This window comes from Myceligenerans pegani (assembly GCF_014892515.1).
GTDB lineage: Bacteria > Actinomycetota > Actinomycetes > Actinomycetales > Cellulomonadaceae > Myceligenerans > Myceligenerans pegani.
The window spans coordinates 42,529-62,877 of sequence record NZ_JADBGR010000087.1 but is presented as its reverse complement, the minus strand read 5'-3'; the positions used below and the strand labels follow the sequence as shown (position 1 = coordinate 62,877).

The window sequence follows — 20,349 nt, the reverse complement described above, 5'->3', positions numbered from 1 at the left end:
AGATCAAACAGCCGCGTGTGGTCTGGAATCCTTACTGCCACCTGTTCCGCGCAGCCGAGGAGGAAATCACGGTGGGATACGACTTGCACATCACCCGTAGCGAGAACTGGATCGACCCGGACGGCCCACGGATCTCGATCGACGAGTGGCTCGCTCTCATCGACGCGGACCCGGAACTCGATCCCCGCAGTGAAGTCACCGCACGTCTTCCAGACGGAGAAGTCCTGACCCTGCCGATGGAGAACCTCGCAGTGTGGACAGGCCATCCCCAGGCCGTCGAGGTCCCGTTCCACTTCACTGGCGGTCGCATCAGCGTCCCGATGGGAGACACAACCGCCCTCGCGAAGGCCCACCAGATCGCCGCCGCGCTCGACGCCAGGATCCAGGGCGACGAAGGCGAATTCTACGAACCTGAACCCGTCGCGCCTTCGAACAGGTCGTAAGCGCGATCGAGGCGCCCATAGGCTGCGTCGAACCACTCGTCCGACGCGCCGACAAACCAGCACGCCCGCTGTCCCAAAGGCAGCAGGAACGTCGGTTGCCCATCGGCGCACGCCACAGGGACCCTTGCCTGGTGGACGTCATCCTCGGTGGTGTGCTCGCCATCATTGCCAGTCTTGTCGGACAAGCCGTCGCGCACCGGTTCACGCGACGCAATGCCGCCGCAGCCAACCAATGGGCACGGGAAGAAAAGCTACGCCAAGAGCGCGTCGCTGCGTACAGCGAGTTCGCCGGCGCCCTCACCACCTATAGACGCGCGATGCTGGATCGCGCATTCGCCAGAGTCAAAGACCCTCATGATCCTGGTGTCGAGGAACATCGGCGTCTGTCCCACCGCAGCCGCGACACGGCACTGCAGTCGCTCTATCTCGTCGAACTCCTGGCCGATCGCCAGGAAGTCATCGAAGCCGCCCAGGCTGCCTACCACTCGATGGAGAAGTTCCTCGATGTCCAGGACCGAGATGAGGCGGAGTCCATCCGGACCTTCACGCGCACAACGATCCGGTCGTTCGTCGGAACAGCCAGAACAACCAGCGACCTCGGCCCACCGGCCTCAACGCCGTCCTGATGAACGCGATACAAAGTGGCGTCGGCACCATGTCCATCCCCTCTTCAGGTGTTCTCAGCGAAGCTTCTCGACCGAGCGTCCGTGGGCCGGCGGCCAGTACTCCTCGTCGTACTCAATCAGGTCCTCCACCGCCTGGCGGAGCCAGTCGTAGAAGTCCGCGAACTCGGCGACATGCTCCCATCCGGGCGAGGCTAAGTCGTGGACGATGACGACCGGTGCGCCCCGGTCGACGTCCCAACAGGCGACGTCGTCGTTGTCGATCCGCTCGGCAAACGGGACCAGGACCCGGCTCGGGTACCGGTCCCGCACTCCTGTCGCACGCCGCGCGAGCCGTTCCCCGGCCAGGATCCGCCACGGCTCCAGGTCGACGATCCCCAGCTCCACGACGCGCACGAACTCCCGCGGATAGGCGAACCCGTGGGGGAGATCCGCGGGCCTGAGCAGGTCAGCCATCAGACCTCCCCGAGAATCGGGTGAAGGCATGACGCCCCCGCCAACGTGAGCCGGTCCGAGAGGCGAAGACATCCACCACCCGACCCGCGGCGCCGATCAAGCGAGGGCTCCGGTAAGCGCCGCGAAGAACACCACGACACCGATGACGGCGAAGGCGACACCGAACACCCGCGAGAAGATCGCGATCGTTCGATGACTCGACGGCGCCGGTATCTTCAGGAACCACTGAATCCACACCTGCACATCGGCGTGCTGCTTCGCGAACACCGCGAAGCCGACACCCATCGCGACAGCGAGCACACCCCAGCACAACGCGAACACCTGCGGACCGGTCATGATCGCGAAGACTACCGGCCCAGCAGCACTCCTCAGCAGGTCGAGTGGATCAACGCGGCAACCGCGCGCGTCACAGTGAGCTCGTTGTAGAGAGCGACGGCGTCCTCTGTCACCGCGACGTGCACCTCCATGCCGAGCGATTCGGCGTAGCGGATTGTGTCCTTGGGGACGCCCAGCCGTGATTCCATGCCACGGGACAAGACGAGTACCTCGATCCCCGCCGCCGTCGCCTCGACGCGGGTCGCGGCGACCGCCTGGTCGACGTCGGGCGGCTGGATACCCGGATTGTGCCGCGTGCGGGTGATACTGACGTCGTCCCAGTGCACCTCGGCGTCCGCGGTCGCCTCGGCGATTCCGGCGATCTGCTCGGCGAGCCGTAGCCGAACCGCTTCCTTCCCACCCTTCGGGTCGTGCATCAGCATGTCCTCGGGGACCTCGGCGTAGGCACTCAGCGCGGCGAGCTTGCGCACGAGGTCCAGATCCCAGGTGCCCATGGCGCCGATCCTTCCACTCGCGCAGTTCGTTCCGCCCGGCATTGGTGGCGGTGATCCGATGTGACCTTGTCGCAAGCGACCTCGAATGCCGCCGAGAACATACCGCGGGTGCGACGCTTCTACGAGCGCAGCGGGTTCTGACCCGACCGCGAACACTTCCTCGACGAACTGCTGGACCTCGCCGAGGTCCGCGGTGTGCGCCGATGTCCTACCGGAGCCCATGTCTGCCGAGGAAGGTAGCCAGGTTGGCGGGGTCCGCCCGCCCTGTCATCGCGCGTCCTCCGTCCTGGGCACGACGAGTCGTACCCGCCAGCCGTGGCCCTGGCGGAACAGGGCGGCGGGTAGCTGTTCGGTGTACGGTGCTCCGGCCTGGCGCCAGCGGGCGATCAGCCGGTGCAGCCGGGTCGCTGACGTGGAGTGGCGCGGGGATGCGATCACGTCGGTGCCTGTGAGCATCGCGACCTCCACGTCGCCGGCTCGGACGGCATGGCCCCCGATTCCGATTGCCGCACCGCGGTCTGTGATCGCGGTGAACAGTCCGCCGGGCGCATGGGCCAGGATCCAGTTGCGTACGTGGTCGAAGTCGTCGGTGTTGTCGGTGTTGTCGGTCCACGGTGTCGCCGTCCCGGTGCGCAGGGCGGCGAGCCATCGTTCGGCGGTCGCCGCATCGGTATGCCCGTCGGTGGTCAGGATGTGATCGGGGCCGTGGCGCACGATCGTGTACGACGACGGCGTCGTGCCGGTCATCGCCTGGGACATCGAGATCGGTGATGCGCCGGCGGTGTGGACGACCGTCTCGAATCGGCTGCCGACGCGCGTGATGACGACCTTCGCGTCGGTTCCGGGCAGGTGTCCGATCTGGCACCAGATCACGACACACTCACCGTCGGACAGGCAGTCCAGGACCGTGGCCGGGATGATCCCGGCGGCCGGTTCCCCATCGGCGAGGTGTCTGGCTGCGGCCGCGTTCATCGTGTCACCGCCAGCGCGTCGAGCACGGGCAGGATGCCGTGTTCGTGGATGGTTCCGGTGACGAAGTCGGCGGCGGCCTTGACCTCGTCTGGGGCTTGTCCCATCGCGACCGCGGTGGCGGCCCATTCGAATGCGCAGATGTCGTTGGTGGCGTCGCCAACGGCGATCGTGGCGTCCTTCTCGATGCCCACGGCGAGGCGGATCTGTTCCAGGCCCGAGGCCTTGGACAGGTTCTTCGCGGTCAGGTCGACCCAGTCCGGCCCGGCTGGGGTAGCGGTGACTCCACACCAGGACAGTTCGTGGGCGAGATCGGCGGCGTCGTCGGCGGCCACGACGGCGCGGCTGGTGGGCCGGTCCCACAGGTCGTGCTCCCAGCGCACCCGCCGTTGAGGCCCGTTGAGACGGCCGCGGGGGAACTTCTGGCTCACGCGCCAGCCGCCCCGTTGGATGTCCCCGACGGCCAGGAGCGCGTCCGGTGCCGCGCCGCACGCGCGCAGGAGCGCGCGGGTCGGGTCGAACGTCACCCGGCTGGTCACGGTCAGGCGGCGGCCGGTGATGCGGGCGACGACCGCGCCGTTGGAACAGGTGACCCAGCCCGAGCGGAGCCCGAGCTGCCGGACGACCGGCCGCACCCCGCCCAGCGGCCGGCCCGTGGCAAGCACCACGGTGTGACCGGCAGCGACCGCGGCGCGCACGGCCCGGACCGTCACCTCCGGGATCTTCTGTCCCGTCACGAGGAGCGTGCCGTCGACGTCCAGCGCGAGGAGCGCCGGACGGGCGGCGGTGAGCCTCGGGATCGTGGCGCGATTCAGTGTCGCGGCTGTCGCGGCGGGTTTCAGGATGGCGGGGTGGGACATGACCTGCTCCCTTGTGTGGGTCGGGTCCTGCTTGCTGTACGGGAATCCGGCCTCGGTGCTGAGGTCGGCGATGCGCCAGAAGCCCGGGCGTGAGACCGGCTCCTCGATGGCAGTTCAGGTCCTCAGCCGCCAGACGAACACGAGCGGCGAGAACGTCTACGGCCGGGCCCGGGGGTGTCTGGGTGGGCCCGGCCGCAAGTCGCAGGGCCGTTACGTGCGGGTCAGGGGAAGTTCGAACCCGGCTGGGCGTCCGTGGTCGTCCACGAGGGTGGGGGCGGTGCGCCACCACGGGCGGCGGCGGCCTTCGATGCCTCGGGGGTAGCGCAGTCCGGCGTCCAGGGCCGCGTGTTCGATGTCGCGCATCGTGGCCCCGCGCCCGGCCGGGATCGGTGAGTGACGCGTCCAGCCGTGCCTGTGATGGGTCCCGATCTCGGCGCCCGCCAGGTCCACGCCGTCCCCGTGCCACACCCGCACCACCGTCGCCGGCTCCGGCGCCGCCGGGACAGGCCCGCCGGCGCCACGGGCCTTCTCGGCTCTCTGTCCCGCGACGGCTGCCACGGCGGCGGTCAGCTGTGCAGCCAGCGGCGAAAGCCCGGGACGTAGAGCCTCAGGAGGCACCACCGCCGCGACGCTGTGGTGGAGGATGTCGTGCACCACGATGGAGGCGTGGGACGAGAGACCCAGCCGGGCATGCACGGAGTCAAGCGCCGTCTGCGATAACGCGGCAGGTCCGGTCACATCGCAGGAGTCCGGCCCGGTCGGGATGACCCTCAGTGCGGTGGCAGCGGCCAGCACATCCGCATACCCGGCGAGGTCGGGCGCCTGCAGGCGGGCCAGGCTGGTCGCCTCACCTCGCAGCCGAGCCGGCGATACCTGTTCCTGGGCACCGTGCAGGAGCCGTGTCTCGGACCGGTGGCTGACCCGCCACCCGGCGCCGGGATCCTCGGCGGCGATCACCGTGTCGGCAAGGAGCTGGAGGTCCTCCAGCTGCAGGATCAGCGCGTCCAGGTCGAACGTGACCGCGTCGAGCAGTTCATAGCCGCCCGGCATGCCCGCATCCAGGCGCACGGTCAGCGCCCCATGGGAGCAGACCGCGTAGCCCTCACGAACCCCGAACCGCCCGGCGAGCCGCAACAGCTCGAACAGTGGCCTGTCCGTGGACAGCACAACCGTGTGCCCGGTAGCGCTGACCAGCTCCATCATCTGGACGGCTTCGGGTGAGACCCGCTGATCGGCCAGAGTCACGTGCGCATCCACGTCCACCACCACCAGACGAGCGGTGCTCCATGCGGACGTGTCGAGCGTGGCGGGCATCTCGGCGGGGCTCATCTGGGGCCTGCCGCGGCTTCCAGGTGCGGTGCCTCCGGCCGGTCGACGGGCAGCAGGTCCAGTTCGAACCAGACGGTCGGGGAGCCGGGCGGCTGGATTCGGCGCCAACGTCCTCGTAGGCCCAAGTCCCTTGTTGGGAAGGTAAGGCCCGCGTTCGTGACGGCCTGCTCGATCCACTGCATCCGTAAGCCCACCCCGCCGGGCAGCTCACACAGGCGGCGCAGGCTCGGAGGCCGTCCGGACGTGCCCCACAACTCGCACGCATCCAGGACCGCGCTGCGGCCGTGACGGACGAGAATTCTCGGCGCGCTGCTGTCGGCGGAGAGCCCGCTCATTCCGATGCGGATCTGCTCGTTCAAGTCGCCGACTCGACGCGCGACGTTGCGGATCATTTGCACGGGCGCATCAGGTTGGCGCGCGCGGTTCATGAACTTCGTCATGGTTCCTCCTCCCGGCACGCGGTCCGCACCCGTGGATCAGGTCCGTCCCGCGCGCCTGATTGGTGCGTTCCACTTTTGTCGTGCCGCTAGAACGTGAGGAGGGCATTCAGCGCCCGCGACTCCGGCAATCTGCCGCCGGTCGGGATCCGAGGGCACTGCTCGCTCGAGGCACCGGGAGTGCGGCCGGGGCGGGCTATGCGGGGTCCGGCTCGAACGAACGCGTGAGAGCGTTCGTGGACGACGACGCTGACGCCGGGATCCGACGCTGCGAGAGTGTCGTCGCAACGGTGGGTTCCGTGTCACTCAGCGTGGGTGACTGAGCCGACTCCTGCTCCATGGTTCGGTCAGAACGCGGTCCAGGTCCACGGCTTCGGGACTTCGCCGCGGAGGCAGGCGATGCGGTGGGTAGCCTCGGTCGCTGCGCGCGGATCCGTGGCGGCTTTCTGGGCGACGAAGGCCGTCCAGCGCAGTTCCTGGATGTCGGCCATAGTGCGGAACCAGGGCGTGCGGGTGACGTCGTGGCCGCCATAGGCGCTGACGAACGCGTCGTAGTCCGCGTCGCTGAGCCTTGCGAAGTCGGTGTGGTCGACGGCGATCGGGACCAGGTCCCAGTCGGGGTGTCCGAGCGCGACGTGCTCGAAGTCGAGCAGGACGGGTTCGCCGTCGTCGGGCACGACGACGTTGCCCTGCCAGGCGTCGCCGTGGACGACGGCGGCGCGGGCGGGTATCGCCCCTGCCACCTCTCGTCGGAGCGCGGCGGCGTGGTCGAGGAGCCAGGAACGGTCTGCCGGTGCGATCCCGGTCGTGTCGGCGATGCGGTCGGCGATCTGCGCGAGCGGGTCGAGAGCGGGCAGGCCGAGCGAGTCCGGGACCGGTAGTTCGTGCAGTCGGTGCAGGACCGTTGCGAGCTCGGCCGTGGTGGCATGGCGATGTGGTAACAGGGGCAGCCACCATGTGACGGGCTGGTCGGCGATGATCACCGGTTGCTCGATTCCGGGCGCGGGTGTGTTGACCCGCAGGCCCTGGTCGGCGAGCCATGCGGCGATCTGAACTTCCCGCCGGGCGGTCGTCATGGATCCGGGTCGGCCAACCCGCGCGACGAGGTTCGCGTGCGGCAGGAGGAAGAGTGCGTTGGAGCCATGACGCAGAGGGCGCGCGCCGTTGTCGTTGATCCCGGCCCGGACGGCGGCCCTGTGGCCGATTGCGGCAACATCCTCGGCAGCGTCTGGTACCGGCCGTTCGGCGCGCTGAGTGGGCTCTGGTTGCGTCATTTCTTGGCCAGGATGGTCGAGATGGCTCGGCGCAGCTCGGATGCCTGCGGGCGGGGAAGACCGGCGGTGGCTGAGGCGAGCGTGGCCAGTTCCTCGCGCATGCGCGCCGAGCGCATCGTGGCGGCGTCGGTCATGGCGGCCTGAGCGATCTCGGTGGCAGTGGTGATGTCACCGATCGAACAGTGGAGGGTAGCCAGGCGGACGCGGGAGAAGGTCCGTGATCGGACGTACTGCGGGTCGTGCCGGGCGACTGCGGCGCGGAGCCGGTCGATCGTGTCGTCCACCTCGATGCCGGCGCGCGCGAGGGGGAGGCGCGTCTTGCCGATGGAGCCTTGGTGCTCGGCGTCGTCGTAGTAGCACAGCCACGGCGGGTCGGTGGCGGGGTCGCGTCGGGCGAACCATTCGTCGGCGCGGGAGATCTCCTCACGTGCCTCGTGCGGGCGATCGGTGCGGGCGAGGAGGCGGGCGCGGGAGGCCGCGAGCATCGCGCGGCCGGTCGCGGTCAGGTCTCCGCGGAGCTCCTGGGCGGCCTCGATCATCCTCAGTGCCTCGCCGTGGCGGTCGAGATGCGCGGCCTTGCGCGCCATGTCGGCCAGGACGGTCGCGCGTAGCGCCTGCGAGTGGCCTTCGTCGGCACACCAGAGCGCCAGGTCGTAGCAGCGGTCGGTCAGGCTGTAGTCGGCCATGTCGTAGGCGGCAAATCCGACGACACCCGCGAGGTTGCCGACGGCCTGAGCTGCCGCCCGGCGAACCTCGATGGTTCCCGTGGCATCGAGGACTCCGGTCGCGAGACGCAACTGGGCGATGGCCATCTGGAGCGCGAGACCGCCACCGAACGTATTCTCCGAGGTCGCGATGACCCGGGTGGTCTCCCGGACGAGCTCGACCTCGGTCCACGAGACTCGGCGCGGCGGCGCGGTGTCGGGCAGAGCCTGCAGGAAGGTCTCGGGATCGGCCCCGGCCCACCGTGTTGGCTCGGTGTCGCCAAGCTCGGGCGTGCCTCAAGTGGCCGCAGCGCCGCGGCGGGTGGGCCGGAACCCGAGCTCGGCATCGCTCGCGGCTCCGAGTACGGCCCGTAGCCCGGTGCGGTACGTCTCGCCGGGCCAGCCGACCATGCCGCGCTCGTAGCGGGCGAGTGTCGCCGCATCAAGCGTGCAGTGCTGGCCCGTCGTGGACCAGACGTATTGGTTGACGGCTTCGGCCAGTTCGGCGCGGGTCATGGGGCTCCCCGAGCCTGACGGGGACGGTGCGCTCAGGCGCCAGCGCCGCAGTGCGTCGTTCACCATCCAAACCCCCTGAACCGGTCAGCGCCGAGTCTGGTCGGGATCGGCACCGGTGCGCTGGGCGATGATGTATGCCGAGGGCCCGCGCGGCGGGTTCCGTGTGGTTGCGAGCGTATCGAAGGCGGTCCGCACCTGGAAGCCGTGGCCGGTCAGGGCCGCGGTCAGAGCGTTCAGGTCGTGCACGCGGCGGTGCACGAGGTCGGTCTCGGTGCGCCCGCCAGAGAAGGTCCAGCGGCGCGTCATGGTGGCCACCTGTGCGTCGTCGTCCCAGTGGTTCTGGACAGTGACCTGGACCGGCCCCCGAGCCGTCGCCACACAGCTGGTGCTGGCCGGGCCTGCTGGGGGCGGCGTGATGAGGGTGTTGATGACGACGATCGTGCCGGGACGGGCGTGGCGGCTCATGGTGGCGGTCGCGGCGTCGAGCTCTTCGGGTTCGTGCAGGTAGGCGAGCACGTTGCCGAGGCAGGTGATGACGTCGAACCTACGCCCGAGGTCGAGCGTGCACAGCTCACCGACCTCGAAGTCGCAGCCGGGGTGTTCGTGGCGAGCGTGGGCGATGAGCTGGGGTTGCAGGTCGATGCCGAGGCCGGCCAGGCGGTCGCTCAGCGCGGCGACGAGGGCGCCGGTTCCGCAGCCGGCGTCGAGCAGGCTCTCGGCGTGCGACGCCCAGGTGTCGACGGCGTGGTGGACGACGTCGGTGTCGCGGGTGGCCGCGCCTTGGAGGTAGTCGTGCATTCCGGGGTCGCGGTAGAGGAGGTTCGCTGCAGCGAGGTCGTCTGCGATGGTCGGACTGGTCCTGGTGCTGTTCATTGCAGACTCCTGAGTCCGGTCTCGAGCGCGATTGCGTCGAACAGCCGGGTCTCGTATCTTCCGGTGCGTTCCAGGTCCTCGGTCGCGGTGCGCAGGGCTTGGCCGTCGAGGTAGCCGCCGTCGACCAGGATCGACTCCGACAGCATGCGCTGCAGGTGCGCCACGCCGTACTCGCGCATTCCTCGGTCCATCAGGGACAGGAAGTTCTCGGGCTCTGCCGGGCTCACCAGACGTTCGGGCAGCTTCGCCCGCCGCAGGCGCTCGCGCAGGAGACGCTTGCCTCGCCGATACTCCACGGGGAGTTGTTCCGCGAACCGGACGACGAGGGGGTGCGCGAGTGGCGCGACCGGCCAGATCCCGACGTCGAGGTAGGCCGGGTTGTGCAGGGCGAAGGCGTTCAGCGTGGGAATCGGGACGGCCGAGACCGGTGCAGCATCAGCCGCCAGGTCGTCGCCCGCCACGGCGCGGACCACTGGTCCCGTCCAGTCGGGCAACGTCACGGCGCCCGGCTCACTGGCCGGGTCGGGTGTGCGCTCGTGGGGGTGCAGGGCGCTGATCTCGTCGCCTCCCAGGCCGGTGTAGACGAGGGTGGCCGCGCAGTCGCGGGCGGCGGTGCGCATGGCGTCGAATGCCTCCCGGTAGAACGCGGCCTCCGGATCGTGGGGCTGGAGCCGGCCACGAATGCCGTCGAGCGCGAACGGCGGGTGCCAGGCGGCGGGGATGGCAACGTCCTGGGCACCGAGGTGACGAACCAAGGTCTCGCGGCGCCTGGCCTGGGCGCGGCCGATATCGCCATCGACCACGAGCCCCACGGTCCGGATCGTTCCGTGCCGCGAGGCCGCGGACAGGGCGACGTTGGCCGAGTCCGCGCCGCCGGACAGCTCCGCCACGACTTGGTCAGGGCGTGGCAGGCGACCGATCACGTAGGACAGGACCTCGTCGAACGCCGCAACCACGTCGGCGCCGCGAGTCTCCCGCGCGGCGAGGACATGCTCGGCCGGATCCGGGTAGGAAACCTCGACGCCGCGCGTGTCGAGGTGTGCCATGGCGCGCTCGGTCAACCGCCGTACGCCGTTGAACAGGGTCGTGCTGGAGTACACCGGCGTACGCAGCAGGGCTCGGGTCACGGCGGCCTCGACGAGCTTGCCGGGCTCGAACCGACCGAGCAGATCGGTCACGTTCCAGGAACCAGCCGCCGTCGCGTCGCTGACCGTCAGGTACAGCGGCGCGGTACCGAACACCCCGGCATGGGCGGTGATGCCCTGCGGAGTCAGCTCCAGGGTGACGTGGTCGCCGGGCCACGCCAGTGCGTCCGTGAGCGTGCGAGGCGTAGGGTGCCGGCGGCCGTGAAGGTCGCGCTCCCGGACGATGACGAGGCACGACCGCTCGCCCGTGGCGACCAGGAACGATTCCACCGACGGGTTGGCCAGCGGTTCGATCCGGCTGCCGCCTGAGTTCCATGCGCGCCCGTCCCAGCTCCACGCGGGGTCGGACAGGTCGGACAGGCGGATGGTGAATTTCAGCATCGCAAGAGCCTCCACGCAGGGTGGGAGCTCGCGGGGACCGGGGCTCCGGGCAACTCCCGATCCCCGCGAGCGGTCAGGGGTGGCGGATCAGCTGCACAGGTCGCCCTGCTTGTCCGAGTCGGCGGCTCCCGGCATCTTGCGGCCGGCCTGGTCGCGCAACTGGGGCACGCCCGCCTTGATCGGGCCGGTGAAGAACTCGTCCACGTTCATGTCGGTCCTGCCTTCCTGTCGGTGACGCCGCCGACGTGTTCGACGGCGTGACCACCCTCGCCGCGCGCGGATCGGAGCAGGAGGGCATTCTGCGATCCGGCGCCCGGCAGTCTGGAGACATCGGTCGGCCAGCGGGCAGCTGGCTCGTCCGTGATCGGTAGTCGACCGAATCGCGTCGTCGGGCCGTGCCAGACTGGCGGCCATGTCTTCCCCGAGCGTGATCCGCGACGCCCAGGTTCTGTGGGAGTTCCACCAGTTGCCCGACGAGCACCGTTCCACCGACATTGCGATCGGTCTGGGTGGTCATGACATCGGCGTGGCCGAGCACGTGGCCGACTTGTATCGCCAGGGCTGGTTCCCGTTGGTCGTCTTCACCGGGGCGAACGCCCCCACGACGGTCGACCGCTTCCCGCGGGGAGAAGCGGTGCACTTCGCCGAGCGGGCCGAGGCGCTTGGCGTACCGGCGGACGCGATCCTGGTGGAGACGAAGGCGACCAACACCAGCGAGAACTTCACGTTCACCCGTGAGCTGCTGCTGGGCCGCGGGCTCGATCCGCGGTCGGCGACGATCGTCAGCCGGCCCTATCAGCAGCGCCGTGCGTGGGCCACGGTCCGTAAGCTGTGGCCCCAGCTCGACGTCGTGTGTTCTGCCCGGTGGCTGGCGCTGGAGGACTACATCGCCTCGATCGGAGATGAGCAGCGGGTGCTGAACATGCTGGTGGGGGACACCCAGCGGCTGTGGGTCTACGCGGACGCGGGCTTCGCCGTCCCGGTCAAGGTTCCCGACGACGTGCGTGGCGCGTACGAGCGGCTCGTCAAAGCCGGGTACACCAAGCGGTTGTTGGTCGAGGAGTAGCCGGGGTTCCGACTTCCGTCAGGTAGTGGGGACACCGACAAGGCCGGCCAGGCGCGTCAGTTCCGGACCGGGCTGCCGCGCGACTGCGACGAGCGAGCCCACGACATCCCGGGTGATGCGGTGGTGCCGTACCTGAGAGGGCGCTGCCGCCTCGGCCCGCACGAGCGTGGCGAGCGCGTCCCCGTGATCTCCTGCGGCGAGGCTTGCGCGTGCGACATCGAGATGTAGCCGCACCCGCCGTTCGGCTGGCAGGTGGTCGACCCGGAGTGGTCCGCCGAGGGCCAGGACGGTGTCCATGTCACCGGCCGCGGCGGCGACGTTGGCGCGGTGGATCGTGACGTTGGTGGGGCCGAACGCGGTCCACAGGTCGTTGCGATCGGCATCGGTGACCATGGCCGCGCGCTGGGCTTCGTCGAGGTACGTCGCGGCGGCCGCCTGGTCGCCGGCCCCGGCCAGCAGGACCGCTCCCGTCAGCAGGATCGTGCCGTAGGCCGCAGCCGACGCCGTCGTCCTGGACATGCGGCTCTGGAACTCCCCGACGGCCGTCTCGATCGTAGCCAGCGCGTCGCCTCGATGACCAGCGACCGCCATCGAGAAGGCCGCTGTGCGCAGCAGCGACAGACGCAGGCACGCGTCATTGCTCGCCTCGGCCGCTGCGACACCGCGGTCCGCGGCGATCCACGCGATGTGGGTCCGGCCTGCCTTCGACAGGACGATCGCGGCGACCTGGTACGCCAGCGCGCAGAGCCTGGCATCGGCGCTCTCGCGGCCAGGCTCCGCCGATCGCAGAGCGGCAAGGGCCTTGGACGCCAACAGTGCCGCCGCTTCGAAGTTGCCCGCCTGGTAAGACGCGAAGGCACCGGCGACGTCCGGCCGCGCTCGATTCGCCCGATCGGGTCCGCCAGCAGCAGGAGGGTAGGACAACACGGTGCGGCACAAGAGATCGATCGCCGTGGCTGGGACCTCGGAGTCGGTGCCGGCCAATGCACCCTTACCGGCCCAGGTGGCAACCCACACCCCCACATCCTGCGTCGGTGCCGCGGTCCGACCTCGCCGGGTCGGGTGAAACCCGAGGTCGGCGTCGGACCCCACGCCGAGCACTGCGCGCAGCCCGTTCCGGTAGTCCGCCCCTGGCCAGCGGGGCTGTCCGTTCTCGTAGCGGCGGAGGGTGTCGACGTCGAGGTGGACCTCCCTGCCGGTGGTGCGCCAGATGTACTGGTTCACAGCCTCGGCCAGCTCTCTCCGCGACATCGGCAGGCCACTGCCCGACGGCGACGGTGTCGATTCCCGTCGCAGCCGCAAGTGGTCGTTGGCCATGACGTCCTCCGTCCACCGACGTTCTTGGTCCATCTGAAACAGGCGTGCCGTTCGTCCAGGGTAGTGAGCCCGGTCCCGGTGTGGTGCGACTTCACTCCAGATTGCCGGTCTCTGCCGGACAGAATGCCCTCCCGCACCGGGTGGTGGGCGACCGATGGTGGGCGTGCGCCGCCGGCCCGGTCGGCGCGGATGTCCACGTCCCTGGGGAGGCGCCCGTGCCCGTCACCGTTCCGTTGCTCACCCGCGAGCAGATCGCACGCCTGCCCGAGCGGGCCCGTGAGGTGGTCGAGTACCGCAAGTCCGGCCTGTCGCTGAACCACATCCAGGGCTGCCCGCTGGACTGCGCCTACTGCATCCGGCACACCTACGGCGTGTGGGACATGAACCAGCCGCGCGCGCTGATGGCCGACGACGACGCCGTACGTGAACTCATCTCGCACCCCTACTTCCAGCCCGACAAGACCCCGATCCAGATCTTCAACCGCGCCACCGACCCGTTCCTGCCGCGGGTCAAGGAGCACCTGTTCGCGGTGCTGGAGGCACTGGACGCGCTCGGCCTGACCAATCACGTCCTGGTCATCACCCGCTACCGGATCGATCCCGAAGACTGCGCCCGGCTCAACCGCCTGCGCAGCCTGAAGCTGACTCTCCTGATCACCTACTCGGGGATCACCGACGAGCGGATCGAACCGGTCAAGTCCTCCATCGCGGAGGCATCGCTGAGGACGGCGTTCGAGCACGCGGACCGCTACCGGGTCATCCTGTACTGGCGCCCGCTGGTACCCGGCCTCAACGACTCCCCAGAGCACCTGGCCAAGGCCGTCGAACTCTCCCACCATGCGCACGCGACGGTGTTCACCGGCCTGTTCTACCGCGGCGAGATCGCCGACTACTACAAGGCCAACAAGCTGCCCGAGCCCTACAGCGACACGGCCCGGCGCAAGATCGTGCCCGAGACCCTCGAACGCCGCGTCCTGGAGGCGTTCGCCGACGGCGGCGGGCCGTTGTTCCGCAAGACGTCCTGCTCGGTCTCCTTCGCCCACCAGGTCGCGGACTACAACGGGCACTACGGCATCCGGGAACTGTGCGACATCTGCCCGGCCAAGCAGCTCGCGATCTGCTCGGGCGCCCACCAAGTGCCGGGGATCGAGGACATCCGCGCGCTCGCGCAGCGCCTGCCGGACCGGAAGGATGTCGAGGTCGTGGAGATCACCGAGCGAGCCGCGATCGTGGCCGGCCTGGACGAGCAGCCCCGCTACTTCCTGCAGCACGGCCTCGGCTTCCAGATCCACGATCAGCGCCACCCGCACAAGCGCCGCCTGCACGGCCGCGCCGACCTCGGTTGGGACCCTGTCACGCCGTCGGACACGGAGGACCCGTCATGAGCACCGGCCGCTGGAACGACCTCGATTACGTCGTCGTCGACGTCGAAGGAAACGGCCACCGGCCACCCGACCTCGTCGAACTCGCCATCGTCCCGATCATCGGCGGGCAGATCGGCGAACCACGCTCGTGGCTGGTGCGCCCGCCCCACCCGATCCAGTGGCACGCCCGCAACATCCACGGGATCAGCAACGACGACGTCGCCCACGCGCCCACGATCGCCGAGGTGGCCGACGACGTCCTGGCGGCTCTCGCCGCCGGCGCCCCGGTCGGGCACAACGTCCACGTCGACCTCGGCGTTCTGACCCGCTCCCTGGCCGGCTGGCAGCCTGCCGAGGCGTTCGACACTCTCAAGCTCGCGCGCCACGCTTGGAACCTGACTAGCTACCGGCTCGGTGCCCTCGTGCGGCACCGGCGACTCGACGCCGACATCCCCGACGGCCTGCGACCCCACCGCGCGGGATACGACGCCCTGGTCACGGCCAGGCTGTTCGTGGACCTCGTCGCCGACAGCGCCGCGGGCGAGGGCCTCGGGCTCGACGAACTGCGCCAGTACGGCCTTGTCGCAGGGCTGGGTACAGCTTCCACGGCCGCCGGCCGCCGCCCCGCAGCGTCCGACCCGACCCTGTTCGACCTGCCATGACCATCACGTCTCCTGTCGGCGGCGGGATGTTCATCGCGGTCGACGGGCCCTCCGGCGTCGGGAAGTCAACCCTGACCCGCGCGCTCACCATCCTCCTGGGCCAGGACGGGCACACGGTCCACCGGACCGCAGAACCCTCGGACGGGCCGATCGGAACGCTGGCGCGCGGGATGACGAACACCGCCGACGGCCTCACGCTCGCGTGCCTGTACGCCGCCGACCGGTACCACCACCTCGCGCACGAGATAGAACCACGCCTCGCCGCGGGTGCGATCGTGATCACGGACCGATACATCGCCTCCGGCCTGGTCATGCAGCGTCTCGACGGCGTCGACCCCGAACTGCTGTGGGCGCTGAACAAGCAGGCCCGCACGCCCGACCTGCTCCTAAGCCTGACCGCGGACGACGACGTCATCCGCCGCCGCCTGACCCGCCGCGGAACGCACAACCGCTACCAGGATCAGCACACCTCCAGCCGCGACGAAGCCACCTGGCACAAGGAAGCGGCCGAGCACCTGGCGGCCACCGGCGCCGTCGTCCACGCCATCGACACCACCCACCTCAGCGCCAACGCCGTCACCGCGCTGGCGCACCGGCACGTTCATGACGCCCTCGGCGCGCAGGAAGAAGGTACGGCGGCATGACCGCTACCACGCTCGACGCCGCCAGCCCCGCAGCGGCCTCCGGCATCTTCCTCCTCGGCGGGGACCTGCCCGTGCACCGGATCGGGTACGGCACCATGCAACTCACCGGGCCCGGGCACTGGTACCACCCCGCCGACATGCACGCAGCGAAGGCAGTGCTGCGCCGCGCCGTCGACCTGGGCGTCAACCATCTCGACACCGCCGATGCGTACGGACCCGAGACCGTCGAACACCTCATCCGCAAGGCCCTGCACCCCTACCCCGACCACCTGGTCATCGCCACCAAAGGCGGCATGACACGACAAGGACCCAACAGGTGGGCGCCCGTGGGCCGGCCGGAGTACCTGCGCCAGTGCGTGGAGATGAGCCTGCGACGCCTCGCAGTCGACCGGATCGACCTGCACTACCTCCACCGGGTCGATCCCAAGGTGCCGCTCGAGGACCAGGTCGGCGAACTCGCCGTGCTCCGCGCCGAGGGCAAGATCCGGCACATCGGCCTGTCCAAGGTCACTACCACTCAGATCGAGGCAGCACGCCGAATCGCACCGATCGCAGCGGTTCAGAACAAGTTCAACCGCCACGAACAGGACTGGGCCGTACTCAACCACTGCACTGAGAACGAGACCGCCTTCGTCCCCTACGCGCCGCTCGCCGCCGGAGCACTGGCCGATGGACCAGGCGCAGCCCAGCGGGAACTCTCCTGGCTTCTCGGACTGTCCCCGGTCGTCCTGCCGATACCCGGCTCAACATCGATCCAGCACCTCCAACAGAACGTCCACCCGATCCCATAGGCATCGCGTTTGCGCGATGTCGATGCGACCCATCCCGTCACCTTGCGAAGGAGTTCCCGCCTTGACCGTAACCGCCACGAGCATCCCCGAGCGCGCCGCCCGCTTGCGCGCCGATCTGGTCGACGGCCTGCGTGCAGGGGCCAGGCACCGCGCCATCGACCTGTCCCCGGCCGTCGAGGACGCGTTGCGGACCGTGCCACGACACCTGTTCTGCCCACCGGGCACCGACCTGGAGGCCGCCTACGCGGACGACATCGTGCGCACCCAGATCGACGAGACCACCGGGAGGACGACGTCATCGATCTCCGCGCCGTGGCTACAGGCACGGATGCTGGAACAGGCGCGCATCGAACCTGGCATGCGGGTCCTGGAGATCGGGTCATCCGGCTACAACGCCGCCCTGGCCGCAGAGCTCGTCGGCGCCTGCGGTCAGGTCGTCACCGTTGACATCGACCCGGCGGTCATCGCCGCGGCGCAGGCCGCGCTCGAGGCCACCGGATATGCGGACAGGGTCACGGCGGTCTGCGCCGACGCGGCACAGCACCTGGGCCAGGGCGTGTTCGACCGGATCATCGTCACCATGGGCGTGTGGGACTTTCCCGGACCATGGCTGGAGCAGTTGGCCGAGGACGGGATCCTCGTCGCTCCACTCCGGGTGCGCCATCCGAACGAGTGCTGGTCAACCGCCTACCGGCGCCGCGGAGACCTGCTGGTCGGGTCGGACGATCTGGTGTGCGGGTTCGTCGACGTCCAGGGCATCGCGGCCGTGCACCCCGCCACCACGACCGTCACGGTCGGCGACGACGCCGTCACCCTCACCGCCTGGGACCCTGCCACGAGCCTGGCCCGGGTACCCGATGCGTTCGGCCCGGACTCCTCGGTATGGGCCAGCTCCGGTGCCGTGCTGACGGGGCAGGGAATGTTCGTCGGGATGCGCACCCACCTGGCCTGCACGCTTCCCGGCCTGGCCGAAGCCACCGCGCCCCATCGCCGCCTCGCGCACAAGGCCAGGGACGGCGAGACATGGACCACGTTCGCGCACGTCGACGGCGAGTCCGCCGCGATCGCCGCCTGGCGAACCATCGACGACGGCCACGAACTGGGGGCGCGCGGTTTCGGTCCCGACGCCCACCGGGTCGCCGAGACGCTCGCCAGCCACATCGCCGACTGGGACCGCCTCGGCCGCCCGCAACGCGCCGCTCACGTCTACCGCGTCCCGCGCGGCACCACGCCGCTGGACGGCGCCGTGATACGCCTGCCCGGTGGCGGGGACCTGGCGATCACGCTCCACCACGACGCCGACGACATCTGATCCCGGCACGTGGATGCCGAGGCTACGGCTAGGTCATCGTCGGTGTGGGGCACCCGCGAACGCATGAGCCGCGACGTAGAAATCATGGAGCAGGCAATCGTCCCGCCGAACCCACGCAGCACGTGGTCGCGGTGACGATGCGGGAGGCCGAGCCCGGCGTGCGGGACGTCGTCCAGCGGGTGCAGCAGCGGCTCGATGACGCCTCCGCACGTGAGCACGACACCGCCAGCGAGGTCAGGTAAGCCACGGCTGGATCCGGCCGGGATCAAGAGCGTGGTCGATCCGCAGGCGGTTCGTGGGGTGGATCGCCAGCTCATCGAGCTGACCGACCGGCTGCCAGACCACCTCGGACGACTCCGACGACGTGCGCGCCTGGCCGCCGGTGACGGTGGCGGTCACGCAGATCGAGAACTGGGAACGGACCTCGCCGTCGCTGTAGGCGATCACGTGACGCGGATCGGTGTAGACGCCGACCAGCCCGGTGACATCGACGTCGTACCCCGTCTCCTCCCTCGTCTCACGGACCGCAGCCTGACGGACGGACTCACCCGGTTCCATGGCGCCGCCCGGAATCGACCAGAGATCGTTGTCCGTGCGGTGGATCAGCAGAACCCGACCCGACTCGTCACGGGCAATGACGCTGACGGCCGGGACGATCGAGTTCGGCTCGGGAGCCTGGGGATCGTCGAAGTAGTCGGTGCGGGCCATGGCGCTACCCTCTCATCCCGTCTCCGACGCGACGGAAGCCGCGGCAGTCCTCAACAAGGCCGCCCTCCTACTCTCGGACGCCGGGCACGCCGACCTGGCCCACGACCTGTGCCGGCGTCAGCTCGCCGTCTTCCAGAACGCCGGCCAAGCCGGCAGCCCGCCGCCTCCCCTTCTGGTCCGACGTCGTCGACGGAGCCAGCACCGTCCAGTTCTGGTGACATCCGGTAGCCTGCTGTCGCGACGACGGATCCATCGTCCGGCCATAGCACGCTCCCACTCGAACTCGTCGGCAGCCGACGTGCAGCATTCATCCAATCTGAATACGAGCGTCCGCCAGCAACGGCGCCGTTGCATCCAACGTTCCTGTCGACGACGCACGCTTGGCTACCGCAAGCAGAGGCGGCTTGCGAGCCGTTGCCTTTAGTCGTCCGGCAACGGCTCCGCTAGGGTTTCGCGCATGGTCGGTCGGCGCACTTCGCGGGAAGTTGACGGGCAGACCATCTCCGGGGTGACTCGGATCGCGTTCATCAGGAACGGCGGGACCTACTTCGTCACCGATCTCGTGATCTATGCCGACGGGATAATCGATTGCTGGGGCCTGGTTGATCTGGAGGAGTTCGAGCGCAAGGTCGCCTCGGGCTGGGTCGCGACGACGCTTGAGGAAGGTGCTCACGCCTCGGCACACCATGTCGGCTCGTGGACGTTCGCACAGCCACGGTCCTGGGTCACACCTGAGGGGCTCATCGGTGAGGTCCGTGATCAGGTCGACTCGCTCGCCGGCCGGCCAGACTCCACCAGCCGCTGCCGGGCCGCGATCGGTGCGTTCCTCGACGATCCCACCACGGCCCGACGTCGTGCTCTGCTGGATGCGTACCTCGCGGTGCCTGAGCACCTGCGGGTCTACATGCTCGGCGACATGGACAACAAGGATTGGCCGGTCCAGGCTCTTGCCGTCGGTGTCGGGAAGAAGCGCCCTCGCGACGGCGCCCGCGTCACCAAGGAGTTGTACGAGCACGCTCTGCGCTATTTCGAGAGGCGGAGCGAGTACGCCCCTGAATGGTTGCGGCCCAAGGCCACGAGGATCAAGACCAGCGAGTTGGTGACTCCGGTGCAGGTGCCGGCTGCTGTCTACCCACAGGGTGTCGAGACCGCTCCGGCGATCCATCGGTTGCGCAACTCCTTCCCCTGTGAAATCCGCGCGGCGGGCCACGTGTTCGACAACGTGGAGACCGCCTGGCACGCGCTATCGGTCGCCGACGACGAGGCGCGTGCCCGGATCGCCGCAGCGCCAAGCCCGTACGACGCCAAGAAGCTCGCCGGCGCGCTCGACAAGCGCGATGGCTGGGATGAGGCGCGAGAGGCTGTCATGCACTCTCTCCTGAGCGCCAAGTTCATGCGGCATCCGGATCTCGCGGACATCCTGCTGAGCACCGGGACTGCTCCGATCCATTACGACGACTTCGATAGGCACTGGAGCACCGGCGGGCGGAACTGGATCGGTCGACTCCTGGAGCTGGTCCGTAGCGAGTTGCGGGCTCAAGCTGCTGGGCTGACGGACCTTGTCGACCACGCATCCTGAGTTGGCACGCCCCCGGACGCTGCTCCTGCCACCACGCCTGACCGGGTCGGTCGAGGCTGTCCGCGC

The 20,349-nt window shown here is 69.4% G+C and carries 24 protein-coding genes; 9 read left to right on the top strand and 15 right to left on the bottom strand.

From position 1 onward, the window contains the following. Positions 1-17 precede the first annotated feature (17 nt). Together IIE03_RS13010 and IIE03_RS13005 are read left to right on the top strand one after the other, a co-directional pair. Positions 18-443, top strand: a complete 426-nt coding sequence (locus tag IIE03_RS13010; protein ID WP_192863195.1) for a hypothetical protein — start codon at positions 18-20, stop codon at positions 441-443. A 131-nt stretch (positions 444-574) separates the two neighbouring features. Continuing rightward, a complete protein-coding gene (locus tag IIE03_RS13005) occupies positions 575-1,069 on the top strand; it encodes a hypothetical protein (RefSeq protein ID WP_192863194.1) in 495 nt (164 codons plus the stop codon). 54 nt (positions 1,070-1,123) lie between these two features. Here IIE03_RS13005 and IIE03_RS13000 read toward each other — a convergent pair whose 3' ends face one another. From IIE03_RS13000 to IIE03_RS26380, 13 genes are all read right to left on the bottom strand, one after another. Beyond that, a complete protein-coding gene (locus IIE03_RS13000) occupies positions 1,124-1,522 on the bottom strand; it encodes a hypothetical protein (protein WP_192863193.1) in 399 nt (132 codons plus the stop codon). 96 nt (positions 1,523-1,618) lie between these two features. Then, positions 1,619-1,858, bottom strand: a complete 240-nt coding sequence (locus tag IIE03_RS12995; protein WP_192863192.1) for a hypothetical protein — start codon at positions 1,856-1,858, stop codon at positions 1,619-1,621. Between the two features lie 32 nt (positions 1,859-1,890). Next, entirely contained in the window at positions 1,891-2,352 is a 462-nt protein-coding gene (locus IIE03_RS12990) for an MTH938/NDUFAF3 family protein (RefSeq protein ID WP_192863191.1), read from the bottom strand. A 267-nt stretch (positions 2,353-2,619) separates the two neighbouring features. Next, entirely contained in the window at positions 2,620-3,324 is a 705-nt protein-coding gene (locus IIE03_RS12985) for a hypothetical protein (protein WP_192863190.1), read from the bottom strand. After that, positions 3,321-4,181, bottom strand: coding sequence for an HAD family hydrolase (locus tag IIE03_RS12980; RefSeq protein WP_192863189.1), 861 nt, complete (start codon positions 4,179-4,181; stop codon positions 3,321-3,323). The genes IIE03_RS12985 and IIE03_RS12980 overlap by 4 nt, the downstream gene beginning before the upstream one ends. Positions 4,182-4,391: 210 nt before the next feature. Next, on the bottom strand, positions 4,392-5,510 hold the full coding sequence (locus IIE03_RS12975; RefSeq protein WP_192863188.1) for an HAD family hydrolase: 1,119 nt from the start codon (positions 5,508-5,510) through the stop codon (positions 4,392-4,394). Further along, positions 5,507-5,950, bottom strand: coding sequence for a hypothetical protein (locus IIE03_RS12970; protein WP_192863187.1), 444 nt, complete (start codon positions 5,948-5,950; stop codon positions 5,507-5,509). Before IIE03_RS12970 ends, IIE03_RS12975 begins: the two co-directional genes overlap by 4 nt. A 344-nt stretch (positions 5,951-6,294) precedes the next feature. Further along, the gene (locus IIE03_RS12965) at positions 6,295-7,221 is read right to left on the bottom strand and encodes a phosphotransferase family protein (protein ID WP_225997706.1); all 927 of its coding nucleotides are present in this window, start codon (positions 7,219-7,221) and stop codon (positions 6,295-6,297) included. Further along, positions 7,218-8,033 (bottom strand): hypothetical protein, encoded by an 816-nt coding sequence (locus IIE03_RS12960; protein ID WP_192863186.1) that lies wholly within the window; start codon positions 8,031-8,033, stop codon positions 7,218-7,220. Before IIE03_RS12960 ends, IIE03_RS12965 begins: the two co-directional genes overlap by 4 nt. Positions 8,034-8,222: 189 nt before the next feature. Beyond that, the gene (locus tag IIE03_RS12955) at positions 8,223-8,507 is read right to left on the bottom strand and encodes a hypothetical protein (protein ID WP_192863185.1); all 285 of its coding nucleotides are present in this window, start codon (positions 8,505-8,507) and stop codon (positions 8,223-8,225) included. An 18-nt stretch (positions 8,508-8,525) separates the two neighbouring features. Further along, positions 8,526-9,314 (bottom strand): class I SAM-dependent methyltransferase, encoded by a 789-nt coding sequence (locus IIE03_RS12950; RefSeq protein ID WP_192863184.1) that lies wholly within the window; start codon positions 9,312-9,314, stop codon positions 8,526-8,528. Next, the gene (locus tag IIE03_RS12945; RefSeq protein ID WP_192863183.1) at positions 9,311-10,840 is read right to left on the bottom strand and encodes an asparagine synthase; all 1,530 of its coding nucleotides are present in this window, start codon (positions 10,838-10,840) and stop codon (positions 9,311-9,313) included. Before IIE03_RS12945 ends, IIE03_RS12950 begins: the two co-directional genes overlap by 4 nt. A gap of 87 nt (positions 10,841-10,927) precedes the next feature. Beyond that, on the bottom strand, positions 10,928-11,050 hold the full coding sequence (locus IIE03_RS26380) for a hypothetical protein (RefSeq protein ID WP_264158589.1): 123 nt from the start codon (positions 11,048-11,050) through the stop codon (positions 10,928-10,930). Between the two features lie 202 nt (positions 11,051-11,252). On the opposite strand from IIE03_RS26380, the gene IIE03_RS12940 reads away from it, so the two are divergent. Further along, positions 11,253-11,906 (top strand): YdcF family protein, encoded by a 654-nt coding sequence (locus tag IIE03_RS12940; protein WP_192863182.1) that lies wholly within the window; start codon positions 11,253-11,255, stop codon positions 11,904-11,906. Between the two features lie 18 nt (positions 11,907-11,924). Here the strand turns inward: IIE03_RS12940 and IIE03_RS12935 are convergent, their stop codons facing one another. Continuing rightward, positions 11,925-12,923, bottom strand: coding sequence for a hypothetical protein (locus IIE03_RS12935; RefSeq protein ID WP_192863181.1), 999 nt, complete (start codon positions 12,921-12,923; stop codon positions 11,925-11,927). A gap of 515 nt (positions 12,924-13,438) precedes the next feature. Here IIE03_RS12935 and IIE03_RS12930 point away from each other — a divergent pair. From IIE03_RS12930 to IIE03_RS12910, 5 genes are all read left to right on the top strand, one after another. Beyond that, the gene (locus IIE03_RS12930) at positions 13,439-14,608 is read left to right on the top strand and encodes a radical SAM family protein (protein WP_225997705.1); all 1,170 of its coding nucleotides are present in this window, start codon (positions 13,439-13,441) and stop codon (positions 14,606-14,608) included. Continuing rightward, positions 14,605-15,249: a 3'-5' exonuclease gene (locus IIE03_RS12925; protein ID WP_192863180.1), complete on the top strand. Its 645-nt coding sequence runs from the start codon at positions 14,605-14,607 to the stop codon at positions 15,247-15,249. Before IIE03_RS12930 ends, IIE03_RS12925 begins: the two co-directional genes overlap by 4 nt. After that, entirely contained in the window at positions 15,246-15,893 is a 648-nt protein-coding gene (gene tmk / locus IIE03_RS12920) for a dTMP kinase (RefSeq protein WP_192863179.1), read from the top strand. Before IIE03_RS12925 ends, tmk begins: the two co-directional genes overlap by 4 nt. Next, entirely contained in the window at positions 15,890-16,684 is a 795-nt protein-coding gene (locus IIE03_RS12915; RefSeq protein WP_192863178.1) for an aldo/keto reductase, read from the top strand. Before tmk ends, IIE03_RS12915 begins: the two co-directional genes overlap by 4 nt. 61 nt (positions 16,685-16,745) lie before the next feature. Beyond that, positions 16,746-17,996, top strand: a complete 1,251-nt coding sequence (locus IIE03_RS12910) for a methyltransferase domain-containing protein (protein WP_192863177.1) — start codon at positions 16,746-16,748, stop codon at positions 17,994-17,996. A 234-nt stretch (positions 17,997-18,230) separates the two neighbouring features. Here IIE03_RS12910 and IIE03_RS12905 read toward each other — a convergent pair whose 3' ends face one another. Then, on the bottom strand, positions 18,231-18,704 hold the full coding sequence (locus IIE03_RS12905; RefSeq protein WP_192863176.1) for an NUDIX hydrolase: 474 nt from the start codon (positions 18,702-18,704) through the stop codon (positions 18,231-18,233). Positions 18,705-19,161: 457 nt separating this feature from the next. Between IIE03_RS12905 and IIE03_RS12900 the strand changes: the two genes are divergently transcribed. Next, a complete protein-coding gene (locus IIE03_RS12900; protein WP_192863175.1) occupies positions 19,162-20,283 on the top strand; it encodes an NADAR family protein in 1,122 nt (373 codons plus the stop codon). The last annotated feature ends 66 nt before the right edge of the window (positions 20,284-20,349 follow it).